The sequence below is a fragment of the Xanthomonas bonasiae genome (assembly GCF_017163705.1).
Taxonomy (GTDB): Bacteria; Pseudomonadota; Gammaproteobacteria; order Xanthomonadales; family Xanthomonadaceae; genus Xanthomonas_A; species Xanthomonas_A bonasiae.
In genome coordinates this window covers 48,181-72,111 of sequence record NZ_JAFIWB010000004.1, presented here as the reverse complement: position 1 = coordinate 72,111, position 23,931 = coordinate 48,181, and the positions used below count along the sequence as shown (strand labels likewise).

Here is a 23,931-nt window from a genome sequence, read left to right as displayed (position 1 = left end):
GAGGCACGAATCGAACCATCTTTCGGCGGACGCGGTGGTCCCCGCAGGATTTGGCACCTACACGGTCGCTTGCGCGTCCGCTGGCTGCCCCGGCATCAAAGGGCCTGTCCCTCCGCCGGTCTCGATGGTGACGCCACGATGCCAGCGTTTTTCGGCGTTGTCAAATCTCTTTATTCGGATGGAGCGATATAAGAGAGCCCGGGCCGCGGCTGCCGCATACTCCGCACCCACGGCGCTCCCACGCCGGCGCCAGGAGCCCCGATGCCCGGCCAGTGCCCGGCCCCCGCCACCGCCCACAACGCCCTCGCTCCGTTCCGCGCCGCGCCACGCTGGCCGCTGCTGGTCGCCTGGGCGCTGGGTGTCGCGTCCACCCCAGGCGCAGCCGGGACGCTGTATGCGTGGAAGGACGCCAACGGCATCGCCCATTACGGCGACCACGTGGCCGATCCGCAGCGCGCTGCGGCGCCCGAACCGCCGCCGGCGTCGGCGAGCGCCGAGCCGCCGCTGGCGCAGTTGCGCCTGGATGGCCAACCTCCACGGCAACAGGCCTGGGCCGACAACCGCCTGGACGGGCCGCTGCAGGTGCAACTGCGCTCCCGCCGCGCCGACAACCTCGCCGCGGTCCCGGCACTGCCGCTGCGCGCGGTGCTGCCGGCCCGCGGCAGCGCGCTGCTGTCGCGGCTTTACGCCAGCGACCCGCGCTACGCGAGTCCGTTCGAGCTGGTACTGGAGGCGGTGCCCGGCGACCCGGCCGCCAAGCCGCAGGACGCCCTGTACAGGTTGCCGTTCGCTGCGGCGCCGGTGCGCGTGGACCAGGGCGTGGGCGGCCACTTCAGCCACCACGACGCGCAGAACTACTACGCGCTGGATTTCGCCCTGGCCGAAGGCACCCCGATACTGGCCGCGCGCGCCGGCACGGTGATGCAGGTGGAAGCGGGCTTCGCCGAGGCCGGACTGGACCGCGAGACCTTCGGCGGCCGCGCCAACTTCGTGCGCATCCTCCACGCCGACGGCAGCATGGCGCTGTACGCGCACCTGGCGCCGAGCGGCGTGGCGGTGCAGCCGGGCCAGCGCGTCGTCGCCGGGCAACGCCTCGCGCTGTCGGGCAACACCGGCCTGAGCACCGCGCCGCACCTGCACTTCGCCGTACAGGTCAACCGCGGCATGCGCCTGGACTCGATCCCGTTCCGCATGGCCGGCGCGCTCGGCGAACTCAAATTGCCGCGCAGCGAGGACGCCGCGGCCGCCGCGCAACCCGTGTCCGCCGCCGCGGCGCTATAATTGCGATCTTCCCTGTAGCCGTGATCGCCCAGTGGGCGCCGTTGCCATGTCCGATGTTGCCCAGGAAGCTGCGCGCCGCCGCACCTTCGCCATCATTTCCCACCCCGACGCCGGCAAGACCACGCTGACCGAAAAGCTGCTGCTGTTCGGCGGCGCGATCCAGATGGCCGGCTCGGTCAAGGGCCGCAAGGCCGCGCGCCATGCGACCTCCGACTGGATGGCGCTGGAAAAGGAGCGCGGCATCTCGGTGACTTCGTCGGTGATGCAGTTCCCGTACGAAGGCAAGATCATCAACCTGCTCGACACCCCCGGCCACGCCGACTTCGGCGAGGACACCTACCGCGTGCTCACCGCAGTGGACTCGGCGCTGATGGTGATCGACGTGGCCAAGGGCGTGGAAGAACGCACCATCAAGCTGATGGAAGTGTGCCGGCTGCGCGACACGCCGATCATGACCTTCATCAACAAGCTCGACCGCGAAGGCAAGGAGCCGATCGACCTGCTCGACGAAGTGGAGACCGTGCTCGGCATCCAGTGCGCGCCGGTGACCTGGCCGATCGGCATGGGCCAGCGCCTGAAGGGCGTGGTGCACCTGATCAGCGGCGAAGTGCACCTGTACGAACAGGGCCGCAACTTCACCCGCCAGGACTCGACCATCTTCCCGTCGCTGGACGCGCCCGGCCTGGCCGAGCGGATCGGCGCGCAGATGCTGGCCGAACTGCGCGAGGAACTGGAGCTGGTGCAGGGCGCCAGCCATCCGTTCGACCTGGACGCCTACCGCGCCGGCAAGCAGACCCCGGTGTTCTTCGGCTCCGGCGTCAACAACTTCGGCGTGCAGCCGCTGCTGGACTTCTTCGCCGAGCACGCGCCGCCGCCGCAGGCGCATGCCACCACCGGCCGCCCGGTGCAGCCGACCGAGGAGAAGCTGACCGGCTTCGTGTTCAAGATCCAGGCCAACATGGACCCGCAGCACCGCGACCGGGTCGCGTTCATGCGCATCTGTTCCGGCCGCTTCAGCGCCGGCATGAAGACCCTGCACGTGCGCACCGGCAAGGACACCAAGCTGGCCAACGCGCTGACCTTCATGGCCAGCGACCGCGAAATCGCCGCCGAGGCCTACCCCGGCGACGTCATCGGCATCCACAACCACGGCACCATCTCCATCGGCGACACCTTCACCGAGGGCGAGGCGCTGTCGTTCACTGGCATCCCCAACTTCGCCCCGGAACTGTTCCGCCGCGCGCGGCTGCGCGACCCGCTCAAGCTCAAGCAGCTGCAGAAGGGCCTGGCGCAGCTGTCCGAGGAAGGCGCCACCCAGTTCTTCCGCCCGCTGATGAGCAACGACCTGATCCTGGGCGCGGTCGGCGTGCTGCAGTTCGAAGTGGTCGCCTACCGGCTCAAGGACGAATACGGCGTGGACGCCAGCTTCGAGCCGGTCGGCGTGGTCACCGCACGCTGGGTGCACTGCGACAACGCCAAGAAGCTGGAGGAATTCCGCGAGAAGAACGCAATGAACCTCGGCATCGACGGCGCCGGCGAACTGGTCTATCTGGCGCCGACCCGGGTCAACCTGCAGCTGGCGCAGGAACGCGCGCCGGACGTGCGCTTCGCCGCGACCCGCGAGCACGCGCACAGCGTCGCGCTGGACTGACGCGAGGAACCGAGGCGGCAGCGCGCGGGCATGAACCGCGCGCCAAGTGCTGCATCGCAACGGATGCGAACCGCTCGCAATTGCGGTACCGTTTCGGGTCATGGAAGCAGACCCGCGGTCCTCGCTCATGAACGCCGACGCGCCGCCTTCTACGGACTGGCGCGACGAACTCGCCAGCGCGCTGACCCACGGCCTGGGCGCGGTCGCCGCACTGGCCGGCAGCTCGGTGCTCATCACCCTGGCCGCGATCTACGGCGACGGCTGGCAACTGGCCGGCGCGATCGTGTTCGGGGTCGCCTTGCTGCTGCTGTACACCGCCTCCACGCTGTACCACGCCATTCCGCATCCCGGCGCCAAGGCGCGGCTGCAGGTGCTGGACCACTGCGCGATCTATGTGCTGATCGCCGGCACCTACACGCCTTTCACCCTGATCGGCCTGCGCGGCCCCTGGGGTTGGGGCCTGTTCGCGGCGATCTGGACCATCGCCCTGGCCGGGGTGATCTTCAAGCTGTTCTTCACCGGCCGTTTCCGGCTGCTGTCGACCATCCTCTACCTCGCCATGGGCTGGCTGATCGTGGTGGCGATCGAACCGCTGCTGCACTCGGTCGATGTCCGCACCCTGTGCTGGCTGCTGGCCGGCGGCCTGTTCTACACGCTGGGCACCTACTTCTACCAGCGCGACACGGTGCGCTACTTCCATGCGATCTGGCACCTGTTCGTGCTCGGCGGCAGCGTCTGCCACTTCGTCGCGGTGACCGGGCAAGTCCTGTAGACCGGTTTGCCGGAGGGCGCGCTTTCGCGCCCCGTGCACGCACGCTGCCTAGTATGGCGGGATGGATCGCGAACCCACTTCTGCGTCACGTGGCCGGCGCCGCTCCTGGCCCTGGCGCCGGCCCGACGGCCGCTTGCGGCGTTGGCCGCTGGTCCTCGGCGCACTGGTACTGGTGCTGTTGGTGGTCATTCTGATCTTCGACTGGAACTGGTTCAAAGGTCCGGTAGAACGCGCGGTGCAGGCCAAGACCGGCCGCGCATTCCATATCGACGGCAATCTCGACGTCGACCTCGGCAGCACCGTCACCATCCGCGGCGATCGCCTGCGCTTCGCCAACGCGGACTGGTCGAAACAAGCGCAGATGGCCAGCGCGCAGCGTGCCGAGATCGACCTGTCGCTGTGGCCGTTGCTGCGCGGCAAGGTACGCATTCCGGAGATCCGCCTGACCCAGCCAACGCTGCTGCTGGAAACCGGACCGAACGGGCAACCCGGCAACTGGAGCTTCGGCAGCAACGACGGCGGCACGCAGGTGGTCCTGGGCCGCATGCTGGTGCAGCAGGGGCGGCTGCGCTTCCAGGACATCCCCGGCCGCACCGACATCGACGTCAGCGTGGACAGCCTGACCTCGCAGCGCCGCCGCGGCGACGCCGCGCCGCCGATCGCGGTCGCCGGCGATGGCCGCTGGCGCGGCAACCCGTTCACGCTCAAGGGCAGCACCGCCTCGCCGCTGGAACTGAGCGAGAGCGACCATCCGTTCAAGATCGACCTGCGCGGCAGCGCCGGCAGCACCCGGGCGCACATGCGCGGCACGCTGACCAATCCGTTCCAGCTGCGTGTGTTCGACCTGCAGCTGAGCCTGGCCGGTACCGACATGGAACACCTGTATCCACTGCTCGGCATCGCCATTCCCTCCACCCCGCCCTACCAGCTCGACGGCCGGCTCAAGCGCAATGGCGAAATCTGGCGCTACGAGGAGTTCAGCGGCCGCGCCGGCGACAGCGACCTGGCCGGCACCGTGCAGATCGACACCGCCGGGCAGCGCCCGTTCCTGCGCGCCGACCTGCGTTCGCGGCGCCTGGACTTCGACGACCTGGCCGGCTTCGTCGGTGCGCCGCCGCGCACCGGCGCCGGCGAGACCGCCAACGACGAACAGAAGGCGCAGGCGGCCAAGCTCGCCGCCAACAGCAAGGTGCTGCCCTCCACCCCGTACGACCTGGGCAAGCTGCGCGCGATGGACGCCGACGTGCGCTGGAAGGCGCAGCGGATCAACGCGCAGACGCTGCCGCTGGACGACATGGACGCGCACCTCAAACTCAACGACGGCGTCCTGCTGCTGCAGCCGCTCGACTTCGGCGTGGCCGGCGGCAACATCCGCTCCGACATCCGCATGGACGCGCGCAAGCCGACCATCGCCACCCGCGCGCAGATCTCGGTGCGCGGCATGCAACTGGGCAAGCTGTTCCCGGACGGGCAACTGGCCAAGGAAGCCTCCGGCGCGATCGGCGGCGAGATCGCGCTCGCCGGCACCGGCAACTCGATCGCACAGATGCTCGGCAGCGCCGACGGCAGCGTCGCCATCGGCATGGGCAAGGGCCACATCAGCAACCTGATCATGGAACTGGCCGGACTGGACATCGCCGAATCGCTGAAATTCCTGGTCACCAAGGACCGCGAGATTCCGGTGCGCTGCGCGTTCGGCGATTTCGCGGTCAGGGACGGGGTGATGGCGTCGCGCGCCCTGGCCTTCGACAGTACCGATACGCTGCTGATCGGCAGCGGCGACATCGACCTGGGCGACGAGACGCTGGACCTGCTGCTGAAGGCGCGCCCGAAGGACCGCAGCATCCTGTCGCTGCGCTCGCCGCTGCGCGTCGGCGGCACCTTCAAGGATCCGACCTTCCGCCCCGACTTCAAGGCCCTGGGCATGCGCGGCGCGATCGCCCTGGCGCTGGGCAGCATCGCCCCGCCGGCGGCCCTGCTCGCCACGCTGGAAACCGGCCCGGGCAAGGACGCCGATTGCGGCGGTCATTACGCCAAGTAGCCGGGATTGGGGATGACCAGCCATTCGGCTGTGGAAAGCCGGGATTGGGGATTCGTAAAAGCAAGAGCGGCTGATGTGCTTTTGACTTTCCGAATCCCGAATCCCCAATCCCGCGTCAGCTACTGATATAGCGCTGCAGCTGATCGAGCTCCTGCTGTTGTTCCTCGATCACCGCCTTGACCAGATCGCCGATCGAGATCACCCCGACCACCGCGCCGGCCTGCACCACCGGCAGATGGCGGATGCGCTGCCCGGTCATCAGCTCCATGCATTGCTGCACGCTCTGCGACGGCTCCACCGTGTACACCTTCGCGCTCATGATGTCGCGCACCGGCGTGGTCGCCGAAGAGCGGTCCTGCAGCACCACCTTGCGCGCGTAGTCGCGCTCGGAGAGGATGCCGGCCAGACGCCCGTCCTGCATCACCAGCACTGCGCCGATGCCCTTGTCGGCCATCAGCCGCAGCGCATCGACCACCGCCGCATCCGGCGACACCGCGTGGATCTCACCGCCCTTGTCGCCCAACAACTGTCGTACCGTACGCATCGCTGCCTCCCGGTTCGCTGGATCGTACGGCCGAGGATACTCCTCCGCCCGGTGCGCGCCAGCTGTCGACCAGATACAGCGGCCGCTGCTTGGATTCCTCGTACAGCCGGCCCAGGTATTCGCCGATCAGGCCCAGCGCGATCAGCTGCGCGCCGCCCAGGAACAGGATCACCGCCATCATCGTCGGCCAGCCTGCGACCGGATCGCCCCACAGCGCCGCCTTGATCACGATCCAGGTGCCGAACACGAACGCGGCCACCGCGGTCGCCAGGCCCAGATAGGTCGCCACCCGCAGCGGCGCGGTGGAAAAACTGGTGATGCCTTCCAGCGCGAAGTTCCACAACCGCCACAGGCCGAACTTGCTGCGCCCGGCCAGCCGCGGCGCACGCCGGTACGGCAACGCCATCTGCCGGAACCCGACCCAGCCGAACAGCCCCTTCATGAAGCGATGGCGCTCGCGCAACTGCGCCAGCGCTGCCAGCGCGCGCGGCGACAGCAGACGGAAATCGCCGGTGTCGGCCGGAATCGGCGTCTTCGACAGGCGTCCGATCACCCGGTAGAACAGCGACGCGGTGCCGCGCTTGAGCCAGCCTTCGCCGTCGCGCGCGATGCGGGTGCCGTAGATGTCGTCGTAGCCGGCGCGCCAATGCGCGACGAACTGCGCGATCAGTTCCGGCGGATCCTGGCCGTCGGCGTCCAGCAGCATCGCCGCGCCGCGCTCGACGAAATCCAGGCCCGCGGTCAGCGCCAGCTCCTTGCCGAAATTGCGCGACAGACGCAGCGCCCCGACCCGCGGATCGGCCGCGGCCAGCGCCAGGATCACCTCCCAGGTCGCATCGCGGCTGCCGTCGTCCACGTACAGCACCCGCCCCTCCAGGCCATCCACGCCATCGAGCGCGGCGAGGATCCGCGGTTGCAGCAGCGGCAGGGTCTGCGCCTCGTTGAAGGCAGTGACGACGACGGTCAGGCGCTCGGGTTCCATGTGCCGATGGTACGGAGCGGCCTGCGCGTTCACCAGCGGCAGCGCATCACCCGACGAGGATCCGGAGCCACTCCCTTCTCTCACCGGGACCATGGCCGCCTTTTCGGGAGAAGGTGCCTCGAAGAAGCGGATGAGGACACGCCTGCCGCCGAAGACCCCAACTTCATGGAAGGCCGTACCCTCACCCCAACCCCTCTCCCGATGGGAGAGGGGCTAAAACGCGGCGCCTGCGCAGCGCCATGCCGAAACCCTCGACCGCCTCCTGGCAGGCAGTGTCCGCCTCACGCACGGACGGCTCAGGCAGGCCCATGGGCTGGTGCCCGAGCGCTCACGTCGCTACGCACATATGCAAAAGCGGCCAACGTCGCACGCGCCATTGCTCGAATGTTCCTAGGGCGCCTGCAGATAGGCCGGCCCGCCCAGCTGCCGCGTCTGCCGCTGGATCCAGTTGGCGCGGCGCTGCACATACGGTCCCGGGCGCGCGGCGTTGTAGCGCTGCGGCGCCGGCAGCACCGCCGCCAGCAGCGCGCTCTGCGCCGGACTCAGTTGCGCCGCATCCTTGCCCCAGAAACTGCGCGCCGCCGCCTGCGCGCCGTAGACCCCGTCGCCGAACTCGGCGACGTTGGCGTACACCTCCAGGATCCGCTGCTTGGACCAAAGCGCCTCGATCAGCACCGTGTACCAGGCCTCCAATCCCTTGCGCAGCCAGCTGCGGCCCTGCCACAGGAACACGTTCTTGGCCACCTGCTGGCTGATCGTGCTGGCGCCGCGCAGGCGCCCGCCGCGCGCATTGTGGTCGCGCGCCTTCTCGATCGCCTCCAGATCGAAGCCGTGGTGGCTCGGGAAGCGCTGGTCCTCCGCGGCCACCAGCGAAATCGGCAGGCTCGGAGCGATCTGCGCGCTGTCGCGCCAGTCGTAGGCGACGCGGAACGACCAGTCGCCCTCGCCCCAGGCGCCGAGCTGGCGCTCGAGCATCATCGCCGAGAACGGCGGATCGACGAAGCGCAGCATGATCACCTGCGACGTGCTCGCCAGCGCGAACAACAGCGGCGCCGCCAGCAGCCAACGCAGCCAGCGCCGTCGCCGCGGCACGGCCGCGCCACTTGCAACGCCCCGCGTCGCCCCCATTGCTATGCCTTCTTCGACTTTGTCCACCGAGATGACCCACTATCCTGCGGTCGCCATCTTCCCATGCGCAGCGAGGCCGCGATGAGTTCTTCCGATCACGATCACCTGACCCGCTTCCTGCTGCCCAGCGCCGGCGTGCGCGGCGTGCACGTGCGCCTTGAGTCCGCCTGGCGCGACATCCTCGCGCCAGCCAGCTATCCCGCCGCGGCGACCGAGTTGCTGGGCGAGGCCTGCGTGGCCGCGGCCCTGTTCACCGGCCACACCAAGGTCGACGGACGCCTGTCGGTGCAACTGCGCAGCCAGGGCGCGCTGCGCACCCTGTTCGCCGAGTGCACCGCGGCCGGCACCCTGCGCGGCATCGTCCAGCTCGGCGAGGGCAGCGACGCCCCGCGCGACCTGCGCGCGCTGGGCAGCGGCGCGCTGCTGGCGATCACCATCGAGAACCCCGGCCTGGACCCGCGCGAGCCGCAGCGCTACCAGAGCCTGGTGGCGCTGTCGGCGGCCGAGCTGGGCGAGGCCTTCGAGGACTATTTCCGCCAGTCCGAACAGCTGCCGACGCGCCTGATCCTGGCCGCCGACGGCCACCAGGCGGCCGGCCTGCTGCTGCAGAAGTTGCCCGGCGACAGCGGCGACGAGGACGGCTGGAACCGCGCCGGCGCCCTGTTCGAGACGGTGAGCGAGGCCGAACTGCTCGCGCTGCCGGCCGACACGCTGCTGCACCGGCTGTTCCACGAGGAAGCGCCGGAGCTGCTGGGCACCAAGCCGCTGCGCTTCGGCTGCTCCTGCTCGCGCGAGCGGGTGGCCGCCATGCTGCGCTCGCTGGGCGAGGAAGAAGCGCGCGCCGCGGCCGAGGCAACCGGCCAAGTTGAGATACGGTGCGAGTTCTGCGGCCGACACTATGACTTCCCCTTGACGGAATTCGGCGTATTGTTCGCTGTAACCCCGGCTGAACCGGCGTCCTCGGAGCGCTTGCAATAGGCAGGGGCGAGGACTAGGACCGGGGAGTCCGACTTGTTAAAGAAACATAAACCCCCTAGTATCGTTCACCCTGCACGGCGGGAACTTTAGTCCCCGCCCGAGAGTCACAGACTGCCGATGCGAGCCTTACTGCGCCTGCCACTTGCCCTGCTGATCGCCCTTGCGGCGAGCACGGGCGCGCATGCGCAGAGCAAGCCCGCGGACCGTACCGTGCTGCCGGTCTGGAACAAGGGCAGCGGCAAGGTCGAGGCGCTGCTGTACCTGGAGCCGACCGGCGAACAGGCGGTCGGCGCGCGCTGGCACTTCGGCCGCAACTCGCTCGACGCCGCCTTCGGCCTGTCCTCCGGCGATTCGCTCGGGCTGCTGTGCAACAGCGCCAGTGGCAGCAGCATCAGCGGGCTGGCCAGCCATTGCATGCTCGCCAGCCTCGGCGACGACGACAACGATGTCGGCCACCACGTTGCCGCGACCACCACCTTCAACCGCCCCGGCGGGCGCGTGTCGCTGTCGGCCGGCACCGGCCGCGAGAACATGCCGGCGTGGCTGGCGGGCCCCAACAAGACGCCCGCGCTGCGCATGGAGCAGAACGATCTGACCGTGTTCGCGCAACAGAACATCGGCCGCGAAGGCTTCGTCTCGATCGGCGGCACCTATGCGCGTGCGCGCCTGGTCCCGATCGCCGATGCCTCGCAGGCGCTGGTCGACCAATGGGACAGCAAGAGCCTGAGCATCGGCGGCGGCTACGGCTCGTTCAGCGCCAACGTCATCGGCCGCGTCGTCGACGCGCCGGGCCAGCCGGGCAAGTGGTCCGGCCTCGGCGTGGGTCTGACCTGGCGCACTCCGTGGAGCGGCCAGCTGACCGTCGGCGCCGAGAACGTGATCACCCGCGGCAAGAACCCGTTCGCCCCGAACAACATCAGCACCGAGGAAGGCACCATCCCTTACGTGCGCTACGAACAGGACTTGTAAACACCAACCCCTTGTTCGAAAAGGAGTTGCCGCGGAAAAACGCCCCCTTGAGGGGCTTTTTTTTGTCCGATCGGCGCAAATTAGTGATACTTACATCACATTTATGTCGATCTTATTAACAACTCTTTAATTTCTCTGAAGACGCAGTTACTATCGGTTCACCCTGCGGATTTTGGTGTCGCCTTTCGACGCCACCGCTGGACAACCTTCAGTTGACACCACATCTCATTCGGAGAGAGAGCCAATGAATTGCAAGACCCATCGCCTGCGCGACGCCATCACGTTCGCGCTCGCCGCTGGCACCACCGCCCTGCTCAGCACGGGTGCGGCCGTTGCCCAGGACAGCTCTTCCAGCGACCCCTCCAAGACCCTGGACACGATCCAGGTGACCGGCTCGCGCGTTGCCCGCGTCGAGACCGAAACCGCCAGCCCGGTGGTGGTGATCGATCGCGCCGCGATCGAGCAGACCGGCAAGCTGACCCTCGGCGACCTGGTGCAGGAACTGCCGGCGATGTCCGGCGCGCCGTCCACCCCGGCGGTCAACAACGGCGGCGGCGACGGCAAGTCCTCGGTCGACCTGCGCGGCCTGGGCGATGAGCGCACGCTGCTGCTGGTCAACGGCCGCCGCGTCGCCAACAACGACGTCAACTCGATCCCCGCCACCGCGGTGGAGCGCATCGAAGTCCTGACCAGCGGCGCCTCGGCCGTGTACGGCTCCGATGCCGTCGCCGGCGTGGTCAACTTCATCCTGCGCAAGGACTTCGAAGGCCTGGCGGTCAGCGTCGACTACGGCCAAGCGACCCACCTGAGCGATGGCGCGCGCAACGGCGGCTCGGTCACCTTTGGCCAGGTCGGCGACCGCGGCAACATCATGGCGGGCCTGAACTACAACAAGTTCGACGGCATCTCCTCGGCCGACCGCAAGTACTCCAAGGACGCGACCTACCTGTACAGCGGCTCGGTGACCATCCTCGGTTCCAGCCGCACCCCGGGCGGCCGCATCACCATGCCGGCCAACCTGGCCACGCAGTACGGCTGCGCCACCGTCACCCTGACCCCGGGCGCCAGCGGCGCTTCGCAGGGCGACTACCGCTGCTACTCCGGCGCGCGCGACTCGTTCAACTATCAGGCCACCAACCTGATCATGACGCCGCAGGAGCGCACCAACGCGTTCTTCCTGGCCAACTACCAGATCACCGACAGCATCAACGCGTTCGCCCAGGTCTACCACAACAAGACCAGCTCGAACTTCGCCATCGCGGCGCTGCCGTTCGACGCCCGCAGCGACAAGGTTGTGATCTCCGCCGACAACTATTACAACCCGTTCGGCGTCAGCTTCGGCGCCGATACCGCTGGCAATACATACGACCAGCTCCTGACCCGCTTCACTTCGCTGGGTCAGCGCCGTTCGTACTACAGCACCGTCACCGACCAGGTCGTCGCCGGCCTGGAAGGCTTCGTCGGCGATACGTCCTGGAAGTGGGACGCGGCGATGAACTACGGCCACTACACCCGCGAGAACACCAGCTACGGCTACGTCTACTACGCCGGCCTGCGCGACGCACTGGGTCCGTCGTTCCAGGACACCGATGGCGTGGTCAAGTGCGGCAGCGCCGGCAACGTGATCGCCGGCTGTACCCCGCTCAACATCTTCAATATCAACGACCCGCAGACGATCTCAACGCTGGAAGATTACGAAGCGCGTCCGACCTATTCCACCACCTATCAGATGCGCAGCTTCGAGGCCAATGCCAACGGCGAGCTGTTCACGCTGCCGGCCGGTGCCGCCCAGCTGGCGGTGGGCGTCTCCTGGCGCGAGGAGTACCAGAAGACCTCGGTGGACTACATCGCCATCGCCGATGCGGACGGCAACTGTTTCATCTCGCAGGAAGCCTGCAGCACCCCGCTGAGCGGCAAGTACAACGTCAAGGAAGTCTACGGCGAACTGTACGTCCCGCTGCTGTCGGAAGTCCCGTTCGCGCACCTGCTGGCGGTGACCCTGGGCTCGCGCTACTCGGACTACAACACCTTCGGCAACACCACCAATAGCAAGATCCAGCTGGAATGGCGTCCGATCGAGAACCTGCTGCTGCGTGGCACGGTCGCCGAAGTGTTCCGCGCCCCGACCATCGACAACCTGTATAGCGGCGCCGCCGGCGATGCGCCGCAGTTAAGCGATCCGTGTCTTGGCTACGGCGCTGCTGGCGCGCCGCGCGACCATGAAGCCGCTTGCGGCGCACCCACCGGCGCCACCGCGATCCCCGGCACGGGCATCGCTCCTGCTCCGAACTCGCAGACCAATGGCGTATGGTCTGGCTCGGTCGCGGCCGGTTTCGACTTGAAGCCGGAACAGGGCAAGTCGTTCGACTGGGGCGTGGTGTACGATCCGGAGTGGCTACCGGGCTTCTCGGTCAGCCTGGACTACTGGCGCTTGTACCTGAATGACACGATCAATCGTGCCGATGCGCAGACCGTAACCAACATTTGCTACCAAGACGAGAGCAGTCCGTTCTGCGGCTTCATCAATCGCTTTCCGGATGGACAGGTCAATTTCATCCGCGAACCCATGGTCAACTTGGGCCGCCTTGATACCAAGGGCTGGGATCTTGCGCTGCGCTACCGCCTGCCGGATACCGCCTGGGGTAGCTACACCTTCGGCCTGGACGGCACATACATCGCGCGCTACGACAACAAGACCAACCCGGCCGATCCTGATGGTGTGGTGACCCACATCGCGGGCACTTACAACGATACCTACGGCCTGTACTCACGCGTCCGCGGCCGTCTTTTCGTCAATTGGCAGAAGGGTGATTTTGGCGCCAGCTGGCGTATTCGTTATATCGGGCCGTTCCGTGTAGGCAGCCGCGTTCTGGTTGACAACAAAAGTGCGGATGCGGGCTGTGATCTCATTGAAAGGCCACAGTTCTGCGGCATCTCGCCTAGCTACGGCTCCTACTTCCTGCACAGCGTCAGCGTGAACTACGCATTGCCGTGGTTCAATTCGAAGGTGGAAGTCGGCCTGGACAACGTGTTCGACAAGCAGCCGCCCATGCTGTATCAGAACAACGTGCTCAACGCGAACACGGACGTCAACAGCTTCGACACCGTGGGCCGCTACCTGTGGGCTCGTTACAGCATGAACTTCTGAGCACGGCAACGACGCTCTTGATTTGAAGACGGGGCCGCGCGAACCATTCGCGCGGCCCTTTTCATTGGCAGATCCGAATGAACTCACCGCAACTGCAATACGCCATCCAATTGATCGACCAGGGTCAGGCCGAGATGGCCGCCGACCTTTGTCGCAAGGCGCTGGCCAACGCCGCTGGCGATCCTTCCTGGAACACGCTGTTGGCGATGTCGCTGCAACATGCCGGCGATATCGCAGGCGCTGCCGCCATCTATCGGCGGTTGACCGAACTGCAGCCGCACGAATCCGCGCATTGGGCCAATCTCGGCCTGACCCTGCGCACGCTCGGCGAGCACGCCCCGGCCGAGCACGCCTATCGGCAAGCCCTGGCGCTTGCGCCGCAGACGTATCACTACCTGGTCGATTACGGCCTGGTATTGCTGGACAAGGGCGACATCGCCAATGCCCGCCACCGATTCCTCGATGCCGTGGACCTGGACCCCAGCCAGGCCGAGGCACGCATCTATGCCGCGATCGCCTGCTTCGAGTGCGGCGACGCCCAGCGCGCGGCAGCGTTGCTGCCGCCACCGGCGATCTGGCCGCAACTGCCGGACAACCTGCGCGAGGAACTGGCCACCGCCTTGATCCAGGTCGGCCGCACCGATGAAGCCGAAGCGCTGCTCACGCAGAGCCGGCCCGGACAGGCCCCGTCGCTGTCCAACGTCCTCCGCCTGGCCCAGTTGCACGAACGCACCAACCGCGTCGAACAGGCCAGCGCGCTGTTGGCGCAGGCGGCATCCATGCCGCCACAGCAGCACGACCGTCAGACCCGCGTGGAAATCCTGCAACTGGAAGCGTCGCTGGCGCAGCGCCGCAAGGACTATGCCGCGGCACGCCGCGCAATCGAGAACCTGCTAGAGCTGCAGCCGCACATCCAGGTCCAAGCCATCGCCTATTTCGCTCTTGCCGGCATCGAGGACAAGCAAGGCCATCCCGCCGCCGCGATGGCCATGCTGGAGAAGGCGCATGCCATCCACTTCAAGCTCGCAGCCGATAGCGTGCCGGAGATCGCCTACTCCAACGAAGAGCCGCTGCAGGTCTCCAGCCTATGGCTGGACGACGCACAGGCGCGCTACGCCGGCGTGCGCGGCGACGCGCCAGGCAGCGACGCCTCGCCGGTGTTCATCGTCGGTTTCCCGCGCTCGGGTACCACCATGCTCGAGCAGATGCTGGACGCGCACCCGGGTTACGCGTCGATGGACGAACGCGCCACCTTGCAGCGCTGCATCGAGTGGATGGAGGCGCAGGGCAAGCGCTATCCCTACGATCTGGGCGCACTGGACGATGCGCAGGTCGAGGCGATGCGCCAGCTGTACTGGTCGGAGATCGCCAAGGTCATCGCGCTGGCCCCGGGCCAGCAGCTGGTCGACAAGAATCCGCTCAACATGCTGCGCCTGCCGATGATCGTGCGCCTGTTCCCGAACGCCAAGATCATTCTCGCCCTGCGCCATCCCTGCGACGTGCTGCTGAGCTGCTACATGCAGAACTTCCGCTCGCCGGCGTTCATGGTGCTGTGCTCCAGCCTGGAACGCCTGGCCAAGAGCTACGTCAACGCGATGCGGTTCTGGATCCACCATCAGGCGCTGCTGCAGCCGGACCTGCTGATCCTCAAATACGAGGAAACGGTTGCCGATTTCCCCGCGCAGGTGCAGCGCATCGGCGGCTTCCTCGGCATCGCGCAGCCCGAGTTCCTGGAAGGCTTCAGCCAGCATGCCGCACGCAAGGGCTATATCAGCACGCCCAGCTACTCGCAGGTGGTGGAACCGGTGAACCGGCGCGCGGTGGACCGCTGGCACGCCTACGCGCCGTGGCTGGCCGGCGCGTTGCCGATCCTGCAACCGGTGGCCGCGCATTGGGGGTACGACCTGGAGACAGCTGCGCCATGAAAGCACTGAGCGACTACATCCGCAGCTACGACGATGCGCTGCCCGAGGCGTTCTGCCGCCAGCTGATCGACGGCTTCGAGGCCTCGCGCGCGCATCACCAGCGCAACGGCAGCAACAGCCGCGCGGCGCTCGGCGACAGCAACTGGACCGAACTGGATGTCGGCAAGCTGGCCGATCCGGCGTTCCTGGGATTCTTCCTGGACAAGATCGAGCACTACCTGGCGCGCTACAACCAGGACCTCGGGCTGACCCTGTCGATCCCGTACCGGCCCACCATCGATCGGCTGATCCTGAAGAAATACCAGGTCGGCGGCAGCGACCGCTTCCAGCCGCACTTCGATTCGATCGACGAGGTGTCCGAACGCTACCTGGTGTTCCTGTGGTACCTCAACGATGTGGCCGAGGGCGGCACCACGCGCTTCTGCGACCTGGACGTGGAGACCGTGCCGCGCACCGGCAGGCTACTGATGTTCCCGCCGTACTGGATGTACCAGCACGTCGGCAACCCGCCGGTCTCCAACGACAAGTACATCCTCTCCACCTACCTGATGTTCAAGCGCTGAGCGGCGCGTGCCGGCCCGACGCCGGGTGCTTGGAGCGGGCCGCGCGCGGCGTCCCGCCGACTGCGTCCGCTACAGGCCAGCGCGCAGGTTGAACGCGCCGATCGTCTCGATCAGCTGCCGCAGCGCCAGGGTCTCGGCTTCTTCCAGGTCCGGATGCCAGGTGTCCAGGATCATCACCACCCGCAGCTGATCGCTGTGGTTCCAGGCCTGGTGCAGGCAGGTGTCGTTGAAGGTGACCAGTTGCCCGACCTGCCAGTGGTGGGCGATGCCGGACACCTCCAGCGCGCACTCCGGCGGCACGATCAGCGGCAGATGGGTGACCACGCGCGAGTTGCTGACGCCATAGTGCGGCTTGATCGTGGTACCGGGCGCCAGGATCGAGAACAGCACCTCCGGCGCGTGCAGGTCGATCCGGGTCAACGGCACATGCGCCAGCGCCGCCGCGGTGACCGGGCAACGCTGCAGGTTCTCGGCATGCGCAACGCCGTGCCGATAGAAGAAATAGGCATCCCAGGCGCCATCGCCGTGCTTGGCGCTGAGATAGTCCTGCGGCGTGGCGCCGTTGCTGAAATCCAGGAACGGCTGCACCGCCTGGCGCGACGCCAGCACCTGCCGCACTTCGTTGCAGATGCCCTCGGTGGCGGCCTGCAGCCGCGCGTACCAGGGGAAACGTGACGCATCCAGATACGGCGAGGGGTCCAGATCGGGCACATACAGGAAGGTAGGGCGCTGGCCGTCGTCGGCAGGACGCGGCTGCAGCCCCAGATAGATCCGCAGCGCCGCCGTCACCCGGCGCAGCGCCGCTTCGCCGAAGCGGTCGATCAGCGGCTGCACCGCCGCCGCGAACAAGGCGTGCCGCCCCTGGTCGATCCGCGCCATCGCCGCGATCACCCGCGGCCGCAACTCCGGCGCGGTGCTGTGCTGATCGAGCCAGCGGCCCTTGGCCTGCGCGGCATGCACCGCGGCGAAGTACATCGGCAAGGCGTCGTCGCCGCGCCCCACCGCATCCAGACTCTCGGCGTAGCACAGCCGCACCAGGAACGCGTCCGCCGACAGCTGCAAGGCCTGCTCGAACGCCGGCAACGCCTGCGCATGCTCGCCCAGCCGGGCCAGGCAGATGCCCAGCCGGCTGCACGCCTCCAGGCTCGGTTCGGCGGCGGCCACCAGGGCCCAGGCCTGGGCCGCGCGCGCGATCTCGCCGCTCTCCATCAGCAGCATCGCGTGCATGCGCCGCAGCGTCACATCGTCCGCCGCCGTGGCCAACACCTGTTCGCACAGCGCATCGGCACGCCGATGGTCGCCCTGGGCGAGATGGCGGCGCACTTGCTCGTGCACGCTGGCGCGGGTCAGTTCCTGGAACATCAGCCGGGAATCAGGGTCACGATCACGTGTTCGACGTAGGCCTCGAACTCCTCGCGCGCCTGCTTGGGCTGGTGCAACTGCAGCGACAACTGCAGGAAGCCGACGTAGGCCGCGTAGGCCAGGCGGGCGCGGTGCTGGGCATCGGTGCGGCTGAGGCCGGCCTGGCGGAACGAAGCGATCAGGTACTCCATGCGCCGCTGCGAGACCCGGTCGATGACCGGGCGCACCGCCGGATGGTCCAGCGCCTTCAGCAACTCGCTGTAGATGATGTGCGGCTTGACCTCGTGCGCGACCAGCTGGAACAGCGCGCGCAGCCGGGTGCGCGGATCCGGCACCTCTTCCAGGCTGCCGAACACCTGCTGCTGCTCGACCAGTTCCCAGCGCTCCAGCGCCGCCTGCAGCAACGCATCGCGCGAGGGGAAGTGCCAGTAGAAGCTGCCCTTGGTCACGCCCAGACGCCGTGCCAAGGGCTCCACCGCCACCGCGTTGACGCCCTGTTCGGCGATCAGGTCCAGTGCCGCCTGCGCCCAATCTTCGGCGCTGAGTCGGTTGTTGCGGCCACCGCTGGGAGCGGCGGCATCGTCGGTGGTAGACACGGAGGCATTGTTCATCCGTCGATTTAACCATACGGGGAAGTCGGTTGCAGTATGTGCCCTCCATGAATCGCACGCAAATGCCCGGCAGCATTGGCTTTTCGTTTCCATACTGCATCGTATTGACATCGCTGCCGGCTCATCCATACTAGCTCGTATGGTTTCCTCTCCTTCCAGCATGCCGATTGCGGCCTCCGCCCTGCTCGCCGGCGCGGACGACATGCAATTGGCCGCGACCGTCACCGAACCCGGCGCTGCGGGCAGCGTGCTGTTCGCGCACGGCTTCGGGCAGACCCGGCATGCCTGGATGGCCAGCGCCGCGGCGTTGCAGGCGCACGGCTACCGCAGCATCGCCTACGACGCGCGCGGCCATGGCGACTCCACGCGCAATCCCGCCGCCCTGCCTTACCGCGGCGAGCAATTCACCGACGACCTGATCGTGGTCGCCGGCGAAATGGCGCCGGCGCCGGTGCTGGTGGCCGCCTCGATGGGCGGGCTGTTCGGGCTGATGGCCGAGGCGCGCTGGCCGGGGCTGTTCCGCGCGATGGTGCTGGTCGACATCACCCCGCGCTGGCAGCCGGCCGGGGTCGAACGCATCCTCGCCTTCATGACGGCGCATCCGCACGGCTTCGCCACGCTGGACGCCGCCGGCGATGCCATCGCCGCCTATCTGCCGCAGCGCGCGCGCAAGTCGCCCGACGCGCTGCGCAGCGTCCTGCGCCGGCACGCCGACGGCCGCTGGTACTGGCACTGGGACCCGCGCCTGGTCGAGGAGCTGGCGCGCGACGGCGAGCAGCACCAGGACGCGATCGCGCAGGCCGCGCGCCAGGTGCATTGCCCGGTGCTGCTGGTCAGCGGCGGGCGCAGCGATCTGGTCACGCCGCAGAGCATCGAAGAATTCCTGTCGTTGGTGCCGCATGCGCAGCATGTGCACCTGCCCGAAGCCACGCATATGCTGGCCGGCGACGACAACGCCGCGTTTACCGCCACTGTGTTGCATTATCTGGACGCACTGCCACCGGCTAGCGCCGGCGCACCGTCCGCCGTCACCGAGCAAGTCCCCGGAGCAAGCCCATGAGCATCGTCGCACCCTTCCTCGTGTTGTTGTTGGCAGGCGCCTTCGCCGCCTATCACCGCATGCGGCTCGCCGTCTGGGCCGCGCTGAGCGCCACGCTGCTGGTCGCATGCTGGCTGCTCGGCGCCAGCCACACCGCCACCATCGTCGCCGCCGTGCTGCTGGCGCTGGTCGCAGTGCCGCTGCTGTTGCCGTTCGTGCGCAAGCCGCTGCTCACCGCGCCGATGCTGAAGGTGTTCCGCAAGGTGCTGCCGCCGCTGTCGCAGACCGAGCGGATCGCGCTGGAAACCGGTTCGGTCGGCTTCGAGGGCGAACTGTTCACCGGCGACCCGGACTGGCAGAAGCTGCTCGATTATCCGAAGCCGCAGCTGACCGCCGAGGAGCAGGCCTTCCTCGACGGCCCGGTGGAAGAGCTGTGCCGGATGACCAACGACTGGGAAATCACCCACGTCCATGCCGACCTGCCGCCGGAGCTGTGGAGCTTCGTCAAGAAGCACAAGTTCTTCGGCATGATCATTCCCAAGGAATACGGCGGCCTGGGTTTCTCCGCGCTGGCCCACCACAAGGTGATCCAGAAGATCGCCTCGGTCTCGAGCGTGGTCAGCTCCACCGTCGGCGTGCCCAATTCGCTGGGCCCGGGCGAACTGCTGCTGCACTACGGCTCCAAGGAGCAGAAGGACTATTACCTGCCGCGTCTGGCGGTCGGCCAGGAAGTGCCGTGCTTCGGCCTGACCGGCCCGTTCGCCGGCTCCGATGCGACCTCGATTCCCGACTACGGCATCGTCTGCAAGGGCGAGTGGAACGGCGCCAACGTGCTCGGCGTCAAGCTGACCTTCGACAAGCGCTACATCACCCTGGCGCCGGTGGCCACGCTGGTCGGCCTGGCGTTCCGCATGTACGACCCGGACGGCCTGATCGGCGACACCAAGGACATCGGCATCACCCTGGCGCTGCTGCCGCGCGAAACCCCCGGCGTCGAGATCGGCCGCCGCCACTTCCCGCTGAACTCGCCGTTCCAGAACGGCCCGATCCACGGCCGCGAGGTGTTCATCCCGCTCAGCCAGCTGATCGGCGGCGTGGACATGGTCGGCAAGGGCTGGAACATGCTCAACGAGTGCCTGGCCGTGGGCCGCTCGATCACCCTGCCCTCCACCGCCAGCGGCGGCGCCAAGTACGGCGCGATCGTCACCGGCGCCTACGCGCGCATCCGCAAGCAGTTCGGCCTGTCGGTCGGCCGCTTCGAGGGCGTGGAAGAGGCGCTGGCGCGGATCGGCGGCAAGGCCTATGCGATCAGCGCGCTGTCGCAGGCGACCGCCGCGGCGGTGGACCGCGGCGACGTGCCGTCGGTGCCGTCGGCGATCGCCAAGTACCACTGCACCACGATGAGCCGCGAGGTCATCAGCGACGTGATGGACGTGGTCGGCGGCAAGGGCATCATCCTCGGGCCGCGCAACTTCGCCGGCCGCAGCTGGCAGGCGGCGCCGATCGCGATCACCGTGGAAGGCGCCAACATCATGACCCGCAGCCTGCTGATCTTCGGCCAGGGCGCGATCCTGTGCCATCCGTGGGTGATGAAGGAAATGAAGGCCGCCGGCAATCCGGACCACAAGGCCGGCGTCGACGAGTTCGACCGCAACCTGTTCGGCCACATCGGCTTCGCGATCTCCAACGCGGTGCGCTCGCTGTGGTTCGGCCTGACCGCCGCGCGCATCGGCGCCGCGCCCGGCGACGCCTACACCCGCCGCTTCTTCCGCAAGCTGGACCGCTATTCGGCGAACCTGGCGCTGATGGCCGACGTGTCGATGCTGATGCTCGGCGGCAAGCTGAAGTTCAAGGAATCGCTGTCCGGCCGCCTGGGCGACGTGCTGAGCCACATCTACATGACCAGCGCGATGCTCAAGCGCTACCACGACGACGGCGCGCCGGCGACCGACCAGCCGCTGCTGGCCTGGGCGTTCCACGACAGCGTGCACAAGATCGAGCTGGCGCTGTCGGCGGCGTTGCGCAACTTCCCGATCCGTCCGGTGGGCTGGCTGATGTGGGCGCTGATCTTCCCGTGGGGCCGCCGCGCCGAAGCCCCGGGCGACCGCCTGGGCCACCGCGTCGCCGCGCTGCTGATGACGCCGAACGAAGCCCGCGACCGTCTGGGCCAGGGCGTGTTCCTGACCCCGTGCGAGAACAATCCGGGCGGCCGCATCGCCAGCTACCTGACCAAGGCGGTGCTGGCCGAGCCGGTCGAGCGCAAGTTCCTGAAGGCGCTCAAGAGCAAGGGCATCGAGGCGCTGGACTTCGCCTCGCAGCTGGACGAAGCGGTGCGCGAAGGCGTGCTGTCGGCCGACGAGCGCCGCCAGCTGGAGGAACTGCGCGAGATCACCATGGACACGATCAGCGTGGACGATTTCGACGCCGACGAACTGCGCTCGGCCAGCTACTACCACCGTGCCACGGCCGGCGACGACCATTCGCGCGAAGCGGCCTGAGATCCATTCGGCAATGCGCTCACCACGACGGCGGACTTCGGTCCGCCGTCTTCATTTGAGGCACGCACCATGAGCAAACTGCTGTCGCTCTATCGACGCATGCAGCGCTGGCCGGCCGGGCAATGGCTGTTTTCCCGCGCCGTGTGCTTCAAGGCGCCCTACTTCGCCAGCATCGCCCCGCGCATCACCGTGCTGCAGCCGGGCCGCTGCGAGGCGCGCATCGCGCATCGGCGGCGGGTCAGCAACCACCTGGGCACCGTGCATGCGATCGCGCTGTGCAACCTGGCCGAGCTAGCCGGCGGGGTCATGGTCGATGCCAGCCTGCCGCCGTCGATGCGCTGGATCCCGAAAGGCATGCGCGTCGAATACCGCAGCAAGGCCAACGGCACGATGCACGCGGTGGCGACACCGGACGTGCCGATCGTGGCGGCCGACAGCGGCTACGAGCTGCCGGTCAGCGTGGAGATCCGCGACGCGCGCGAACAGGTGGTGTTCTTCGCCAGCATCGCCATGTGGGTGTCGCCGCGCGCGAAGGCAGCGAACGGCTGACGCGGCACCGCGATGCCGGCGCGCAGCCGGCTCAATACGCCAGCAGTACCGCCGCGCTCGCCAGCGCCGCCGGCAGCGCCTGCACGAACAGGATGCGGCGGCTGACGCTCCACGCGCCGTACAGGCCGGCCACGACCACGCAGCCCAGGAAGAACAGCATCACGTCCACGCGCTGCGCCGCCACGCCCCAGCCCAGACCGGCGGCGAGGAAGCCGTTGTACAGGCCCTGGTTGGCCGCCAGCACCTTGGTCAGCTGCGCCTTGTCCGGCGTGTTGCGGAACACCTTCATGCCCAGCGGCCGCGTCCACAGGAACATCTCCAGCACCAGGATGTAGACGTGCAGCAAGGCCACCAGGCATACCAGGATCGAGGCCAGCAGGGTCATGCGCGCGTCCATCGGCGAAAGAGGAAGCACAGCATAGCGGCTGGCGCGGCGGCCGGCAGCGGAGGCGTACGGCGCGCGTGGGCTCAGCGCGTCGGGGACGTCTCTGCCGCTGCAACGGGCGCGGCGCTTTCGACCGCACGCGCCAGGCGCCAGCCGATGACGCCGGAGAGCGTCGCCGCCAGCGCCGCCAGCGCGGCGAAACCGGGCACGCCCATGCCCAACCCGCGCAGGCCGATCATCGCAGAGGAGACGGCCACGTCGCCGGCACGCCACACCGCCGTATCCACTGCGTTCTTGCCCTGGTAGCGCAGCTGCCGCGGCACCCGCGTGTACAGCGACTCGCGCGCCGGGCCGACCATGCCGTAGGTCAGCGAACGGGTGATCACCACCGGCAGCACCACCCAGGGCACGATCCACACCGCCAGGGCATAGGGATCGGGCGACAACGCGGTCGCCACCAGCGTGCCCACGCTGATCAGCGCCCACAGCACGATCACCGCGCCGGCGCCTTTCTTCATCAGCAGCCAGCGGGTCACGGTGATCTGCACGGCGACCTGCAGCACATTGGCCAGCATATCGATATTGGCAGCGAACTCGGTACGCTCGACCGCGTTGTGGAAGGTGGCGCCGGAGTAATCGGTCATCAGCGCATAGCCGGCCGTGCCGATGCAATCGCCCAGCAACATCAGCAGCGCCATGCCGCGCATGAACGGATTGGCCAGGATCTGCTTGAGGCCGTCGAACATGCCCCCACCGACCGCCGCCTCGTGGCCGGCGTCGTGGCGACGCGCGCCATGCACCCGCGCCCAGCGCCCGAGCAGGATCACGCATGCCAGCGCCATACCGAGCAGCGCCGCCGACACCAGCAGCAGCGGCGCCACACCGATCACCCCAACCAGCCCGCGGGTCAGCAGCGGCCCGGCCACCGCGCCGGCGGTGCCGCCCAGGCCGATCAGCGGGAACAGCCGCCGCGCCTGTTCGTTGCTCCAGATATCGGCCATGAAGCTCCAGAACACCGACACCACGAACAAATTGAACACGCTGACCCAGACGAAGAACACGACGCCCAGCGCACGCGGACCAAGCCCGCCGTAGCCGCTGAACAGCGGCACGAAGCCGATCAGGCACAGCGCGAAAAACACGTACACCGCCGGCACCACGATCCGCCGCGGCCAACGCGCCGCCATCCAGGCGAACAGCGGGGTCAGCAGCAGCGTGGCGACGAAGGTCGCCATGTAGAACCAGGGCAGTTGGGTCGAGCCGACCGCCGCGGCCAGCTGCTCGCGCACCGGGCGGATCACGTAGTAAGCCGACAGCACGCAGAAGAAATAGACGAAGGACAGCAGCACCGCGCGCAGCTCGCCGGTCTGGACGCGCTTGTTTTCCGCTTGCATCGGCCTGCCGTTCGCCGTGTGGTTGCGCGCACGTTAGCCGATGCACTGCAACATCGCCAGCGCCGCCGACACGCGCAGACCCACGCCCATCGCGGCGTCCGCAATCCCGCG

Annotated in this window: 19 protein-coding genes and 1 riboswitch; of the genes, 12 read left to right on the top strand and 7 right to left on the bottom strand. The window is 67.9% G+C overall.

Annotated elements, in window-relative coordinates:
• Positions 1-12: 12 nt before the first annotated feature.
• Positions 13-131, bottom strand: a riboswitch (SAM riboswitch).
• A 130-nt stretch (positions 132-261) separates the two neighbouring features.
• The 4 genes from JR064_RS06070 (at position 262) to JR064_RS06055 (ending at position 5,745) form a co-directional block, all read left to right on the top strand.
• Entirely contained in the window at positions 262-1,281 is a 1,020-nt protein-coding gene (locus JR064_RS06070) for a M23 family metallopeptidase (protein ID WP_338123867.1), read from the top strand.
• Between the two features lie 46 nt (positions 1,282-1,327).
• Entirely contained in the window at positions 1,328-2,932 is a 1,605-nt protein-coding gene (locus JR064_RS06065; RefSeq protein WP_179566326.1) for a peptide chain release factor 3, read from the top strand.
• Between the two features lie 127 nt (positions 2,933-3,059).
• Positions 3,060-3,704, top strand: a complete 645-nt coding sequence (gene trhA / locus JR064_RS06060) for a PAQR family membrane homeostasis protein TrhA (RefSeq protein ID WP_179566327.1) — start codon at positions 3,060-3,062, stop codon at positions 3,702-3,704.
• A 61-nt stretch (positions 3,705-3,765) separates the two neighbouring features.
• Positions 3,766-5,745, top strand: a complete 1,980-nt coding sequence (locus JR064_RS06055) for an AsmA family protein (protein ID WP_206229129.1) — start codon at positions 3,766-3,768, stop codon at positions 5,743-5,745.
• Positions 5,746-5,860: 115 nt separating this feature from the next.
• Here the strand turns inward: JR064_RS06055 and JR064_RS06050 are convergent, their stop codons facing one another.
• The 3 genes from JR064_RS06050 to mtgA all read right to left on the bottom strand — a co-directional run bounded on the left by JR064_RS06050 (position 5,861) and on the right by mtgA (position 8,399).
• Positions 5,861-6,289: a CBS domain-containing protein gene (locus tag JR064_RS06050; protein WP_179566331.1), complete on the bottom strand. Its 429-nt coding sequence runs from the start codon at positions 6,287-6,289 to the stop codon at positions 5,861-5,863.
• A complete protein-coding gene (locus JR064_RS06045) occupies positions 6,249-7,271 on the bottom strand; it encodes a glycosyltransferase family 2 protein (protein WP_206229128.1) in 1,023 nt (340 codons plus the stop codon). The genes JR064_RS06050 and JR064_RS06045 overlap by 41 nt, the downstream gene beginning before the upstream one ends.
• Positions 7,272-7,661: 390 nt before the next feature.
• Entirely contained in the window at positions 7,662-8,399 is a 738-nt protein-coding gene (gene mtgA, locus JR064_RS06040; RefSeq protein ID WP_179566335.1) for a monofunctional biosynthetic peptidoglycan transglycosylase, read from the bottom strand.
• An 81-nt stretch (positions 8,400-8,480) separates the two neighbouring features.
• On the opposite strand from mtgA, the gene hslO reads away from it, so the two are divergent.
• The 5 genes from hslO (at position 8,481) to JR064_RS06015 (ending at position 15,982) form a co-directional block, all read left to right on the top strand.
• Positions 8,481-9,377, top strand: a complete 897-nt coding sequence (gene hslO / locus JR064_RS06035) for an Hsp33 family molecular chaperone HslO (protein WP_425510275.1) — start codon at positions 8,481-8,483, stop codon at positions 9,375-9,377.
• A 117-nt stretch (positions 9,378-9,494) separates the two neighbouring features.
• On the top strand, positions 9,495-10,346 hold the full coding sequence (locus JR064_RS06030) for an XOO1806 family protein (RefSeq protein ID WP_179566339.1): 852 nt from the start codon (positions 9,495-9,497) through the stop codon (positions 10,344-10,346).
• Positions 10,347-10,590: 244 nt separating this feature from the next.
• Positions 10,591-13,494: a TonB-dependent receptor plug domain-containing protein gene (locus tag JR064_RS06025; RefSeq protein WP_206229126.1), complete on the top strand. Its 2,904-nt coding sequence runs from the start codon at positions 10,591-10,593 to the stop codon at positions 13,492-13,494.
• 77 nt (positions 13,495-13,571) lie between these two features.
• Positions 13,572-15,419, top strand: coding sequence for a tetratricopeptide repeat-containing sulfotransferase family protein (locus tag JR064_RS06020; RefSeq protein WP_179566343.1), 1,848 nt, complete (start codon positions 13,572-13,574; stop codon positions 15,417-15,419).
• A complete protein-coding gene (locus JR064_RS06015) occupies positions 15,416-15,982 on the top strand; it encodes a 2OG-Fe(II) oxygenase (RefSeq protein ID WP_179566345.1) in 567 nt (188 codons plus the stop codon). The genes JR064_RS06020 and JR064_RS06015 overlap by 4 nt, the downstream gene beginning before the upstream one ends.
• Before the next feature lie 69 nt (positions 15,983-16,051).
• Here JR064_RS06015 and JR064_RS06010 read toward each other — a convergent pair whose 3' ends face one another.
• Both JR064_RS06010 and JR064_RS06005 read right to left on the bottom strand, forming a co-directional pair.
• A complete protein-coding gene (locus JR064_RS06010) occupies positions 16,052-17,344 on the bottom strand; it encodes an aspartyl/asparaginyl beta-hydroxylase domain-containing protein (RefSeq protein ID WP_206229125.1) in 1,293 nt (430 codons plus the stop codon).
• Positions 17,344-17,955 (bottom strand): TetR/AcrR family transcriptional regulator, encoded by a 612-nt coding sequence (locus tag JR064_RS06005; protein ID WP_184410732.1) that lies wholly within the window; start codon positions 17,953-17,955, stop codon positions 17,344-17,346. The genes JR064_RS06010 and JR064_RS06005 overlap by 1 nt, the downstream gene beginning before the upstream one ends.
• A 139-nt stretch (positions 17,956-18,094) precedes the next feature.
• Here JR064_RS06005 and JR064_RS06000 point away from each other — a divergent pair, with 139 nt between their 5' ends.
• From JR064_RS06000 to JR064_RS05990, 3 genes are all read left to right on the top strand, one after another.
• Positions 18,095-19,015 (top strand): alpha/beta fold hydrolase, encoded by a 921-nt coding sequence (locus tag JR064_RS06000; RefSeq protein WP_206229124.1) that lies wholly within the window; start codon positions 18,095-18,097, stop codon positions 19,013-19,015.
• On the top strand, positions 19,012-21,492 hold the full coding sequence (locus JR064_RS05995) for an acyl-CoA dehydrogenase (protein ID WP_191826542.1): 2,481 nt from the start codon (positions 19,012-19,014) through the stop codon (positions 21,490-21,492). Before JR064_RS06000 ends, JR064_RS05995 begins: the two co-directional genes overlap by 4 nt.
• A 69-nt stretch (positions 21,493-21,561) precedes the next feature.
• The gene (locus JR064_RS05990) at positions 21,562-22,041 is read left to right on the top strand and encodes a hotdog fold domain-containing protein (protein WP_191826541.1); all 480 of its coding nucleotides are present in this window, start codon (positions 21,562-21,564) and stop codon (positions 22,039-22,041) included.
• A 31-nt stretch (positions 22,042-22,072) separates the two neighbouring features.
• On the opposite strand, the gene JR064_RS05985 is transcribed toward JR064_RS05990, so the two are convergent.
• Together JR064_RS05985 and JR064_RS05980 are read right to left on the bottom strand one after the other, a co-directional pair.
• Complete coding sequence (locus tag JR064_RS05985) at positions 22,073-22,426, bottom strand: DUF1304 domain-containing protein (protein WP_179566357.1); 354 nt, start codon at positions 22,424-22,426, stop codon at positions 22,073-22,075.
• 83 nt (positions 22,427-22,509) lie between these two features.
• The gene (locus JR064_RS05980) at positions 22,510-23,820 is read right to left on the bottom strand and encodes an NTP/NDP exchange transporter (RefSeq protein WP_241092882.1); all 1,311 of its coding nucleotides are present in this window, start codon (positions 23,818-23,820) and stop codon (positions 22,510-22,512) included.
• Positions 23,821-23,931 lie beyond the last annotated feature (111 nt).

Bases quoted from the DNA above. Each gene is read 5' to 3' on its own strand.
- JR064_RS06070 (WP_338123867.1), top strand. From the start codon at position 262: ATGCCCGGCCAGTGCCCGGCCCCCGCCACCGCCCACAACGCCCTCGCT.
- JR064_RS06065 (WP_179566326.1), top strand. From the start codon at position 1,328: ATGTCCGATGTTGCCCAGGAAGCTGCGCGCCGCCGCACCTTCGCCATC.
- trhA (WP_179566327.1), top strand. From the start codon at position 3,060: ATGAACGCCGACGCGCCGCCTTCTACGGACTGGCGCGACGAACTCGCC.
- JR064_RS06055 (WP_206229129.1), top strand. From the start codon at position 3,766: ATGGATCGCGAACCCACTTCTGCGTCACGTGGCCGGCGCCGCTCCTGG.
- JR064_RS06050 (WP_179566331.1), bottom strand. From the start codon at position 6,289: ATGCGTACGGTACGACAGTTGTTGGGCGACAAGGGCGGTGAGATCCAC.
- JR064_RS06045 (WP_206229128.1), bottom strand. From the start codon at position 7,271: ATGGAACCCGAGCGCCTGACCGTCGTCGTCACTGCCTTCAACGAGGCG.
- mtgA (WP_179566335.1), bottom strand. From the start codon at position 8,399: ATGGGGGCGACGCGGGGCGTTGCAAGTGGCGCGGCCGTGCCGCGGCGA.
- hslO (WP_425510275.1), top strand. From the start codon at position 8,481: ATGAGTTCTTCCGATCACGATCACCTGACCCGCTTCCTGCTGCCCAGC.
- JR064_RS06030 (WP_179566339.1), top strand. From the start codon at position 9,495: ATGCGAGCCTTACTGCGCCTGCCACTTGCCCTGCTGATCGCCCTTGCG.
- JR064_RS06025 (WP_206229126.1), top strand. From the start codon at position 10,591: ATGAATTGCAAGACCCATCGCCTGCGCGACGCCATCACGTTCGCGCTC.
- JR064_RS06020 (WP_179566343.1), top strand. From the start codon at position 13,572: ATGAACTCACCGCAACTGCAATACGCCATCCAATTGATCGACCAGGGT.
- JR064_RS06015 (WP_179566345.1), top strand. From the start codon at position 15,416: ATGAAAGCACTGAGCGACTACATCCGCAGCTACGACGATGCGCTGCCC.
- JR064_RS06010 (WP_206229125.1), bottom strand. From the start codon at position 17,344: ATGTTCCAGGAACTGACCCGCGCCAGCGTGCACGAGCAAGTGCGCCGC.
- JR064_RS06005 (WP_184410732.1), bottom strand. From the start codon at position 17,955: ATGAACAATGCCTCCGTGTCTACCACCGACGATGCCGCCGCTCCCAGC.
- JR064_RS06000 (WP_206229124.1), top strand. From the start codon at position 18,095: ATGGTTTCCTCTCCTTCCAGCATGCCGATTGCGGCCTCCGCCCTGCTC.
- JR064_RS05995 (WP_191826542.1), top strand. From the start codon at position 19,012: ATGAGCATCGTCGCACCCTTCCTCGTGTTGTTGTTGGCAGGCGCCTTC.
- JR064_RS05990 (WP_191826541.1), top strand. From the start codon at position 21,562: ATGAGCAAACTGCTGTCGCTCTATCGACGCATGCAGCGCTGGCCGGCC.
- JR064_RS05985 (WP_179566357.1), bottom strand. From the start codon at position 22,426: ATGACCCTGCTGGCCTCGATCCTGGTATGCCTGGTGGCCTTGCTGCAC.
- JR064_RS05980 (WP_241092882.1), bottom strand. From the start codon at position 23,820: ATGCAAGCGGAAAACAAGCGCGTCCAGACCGGCGAGCTGCGCGCGGTG.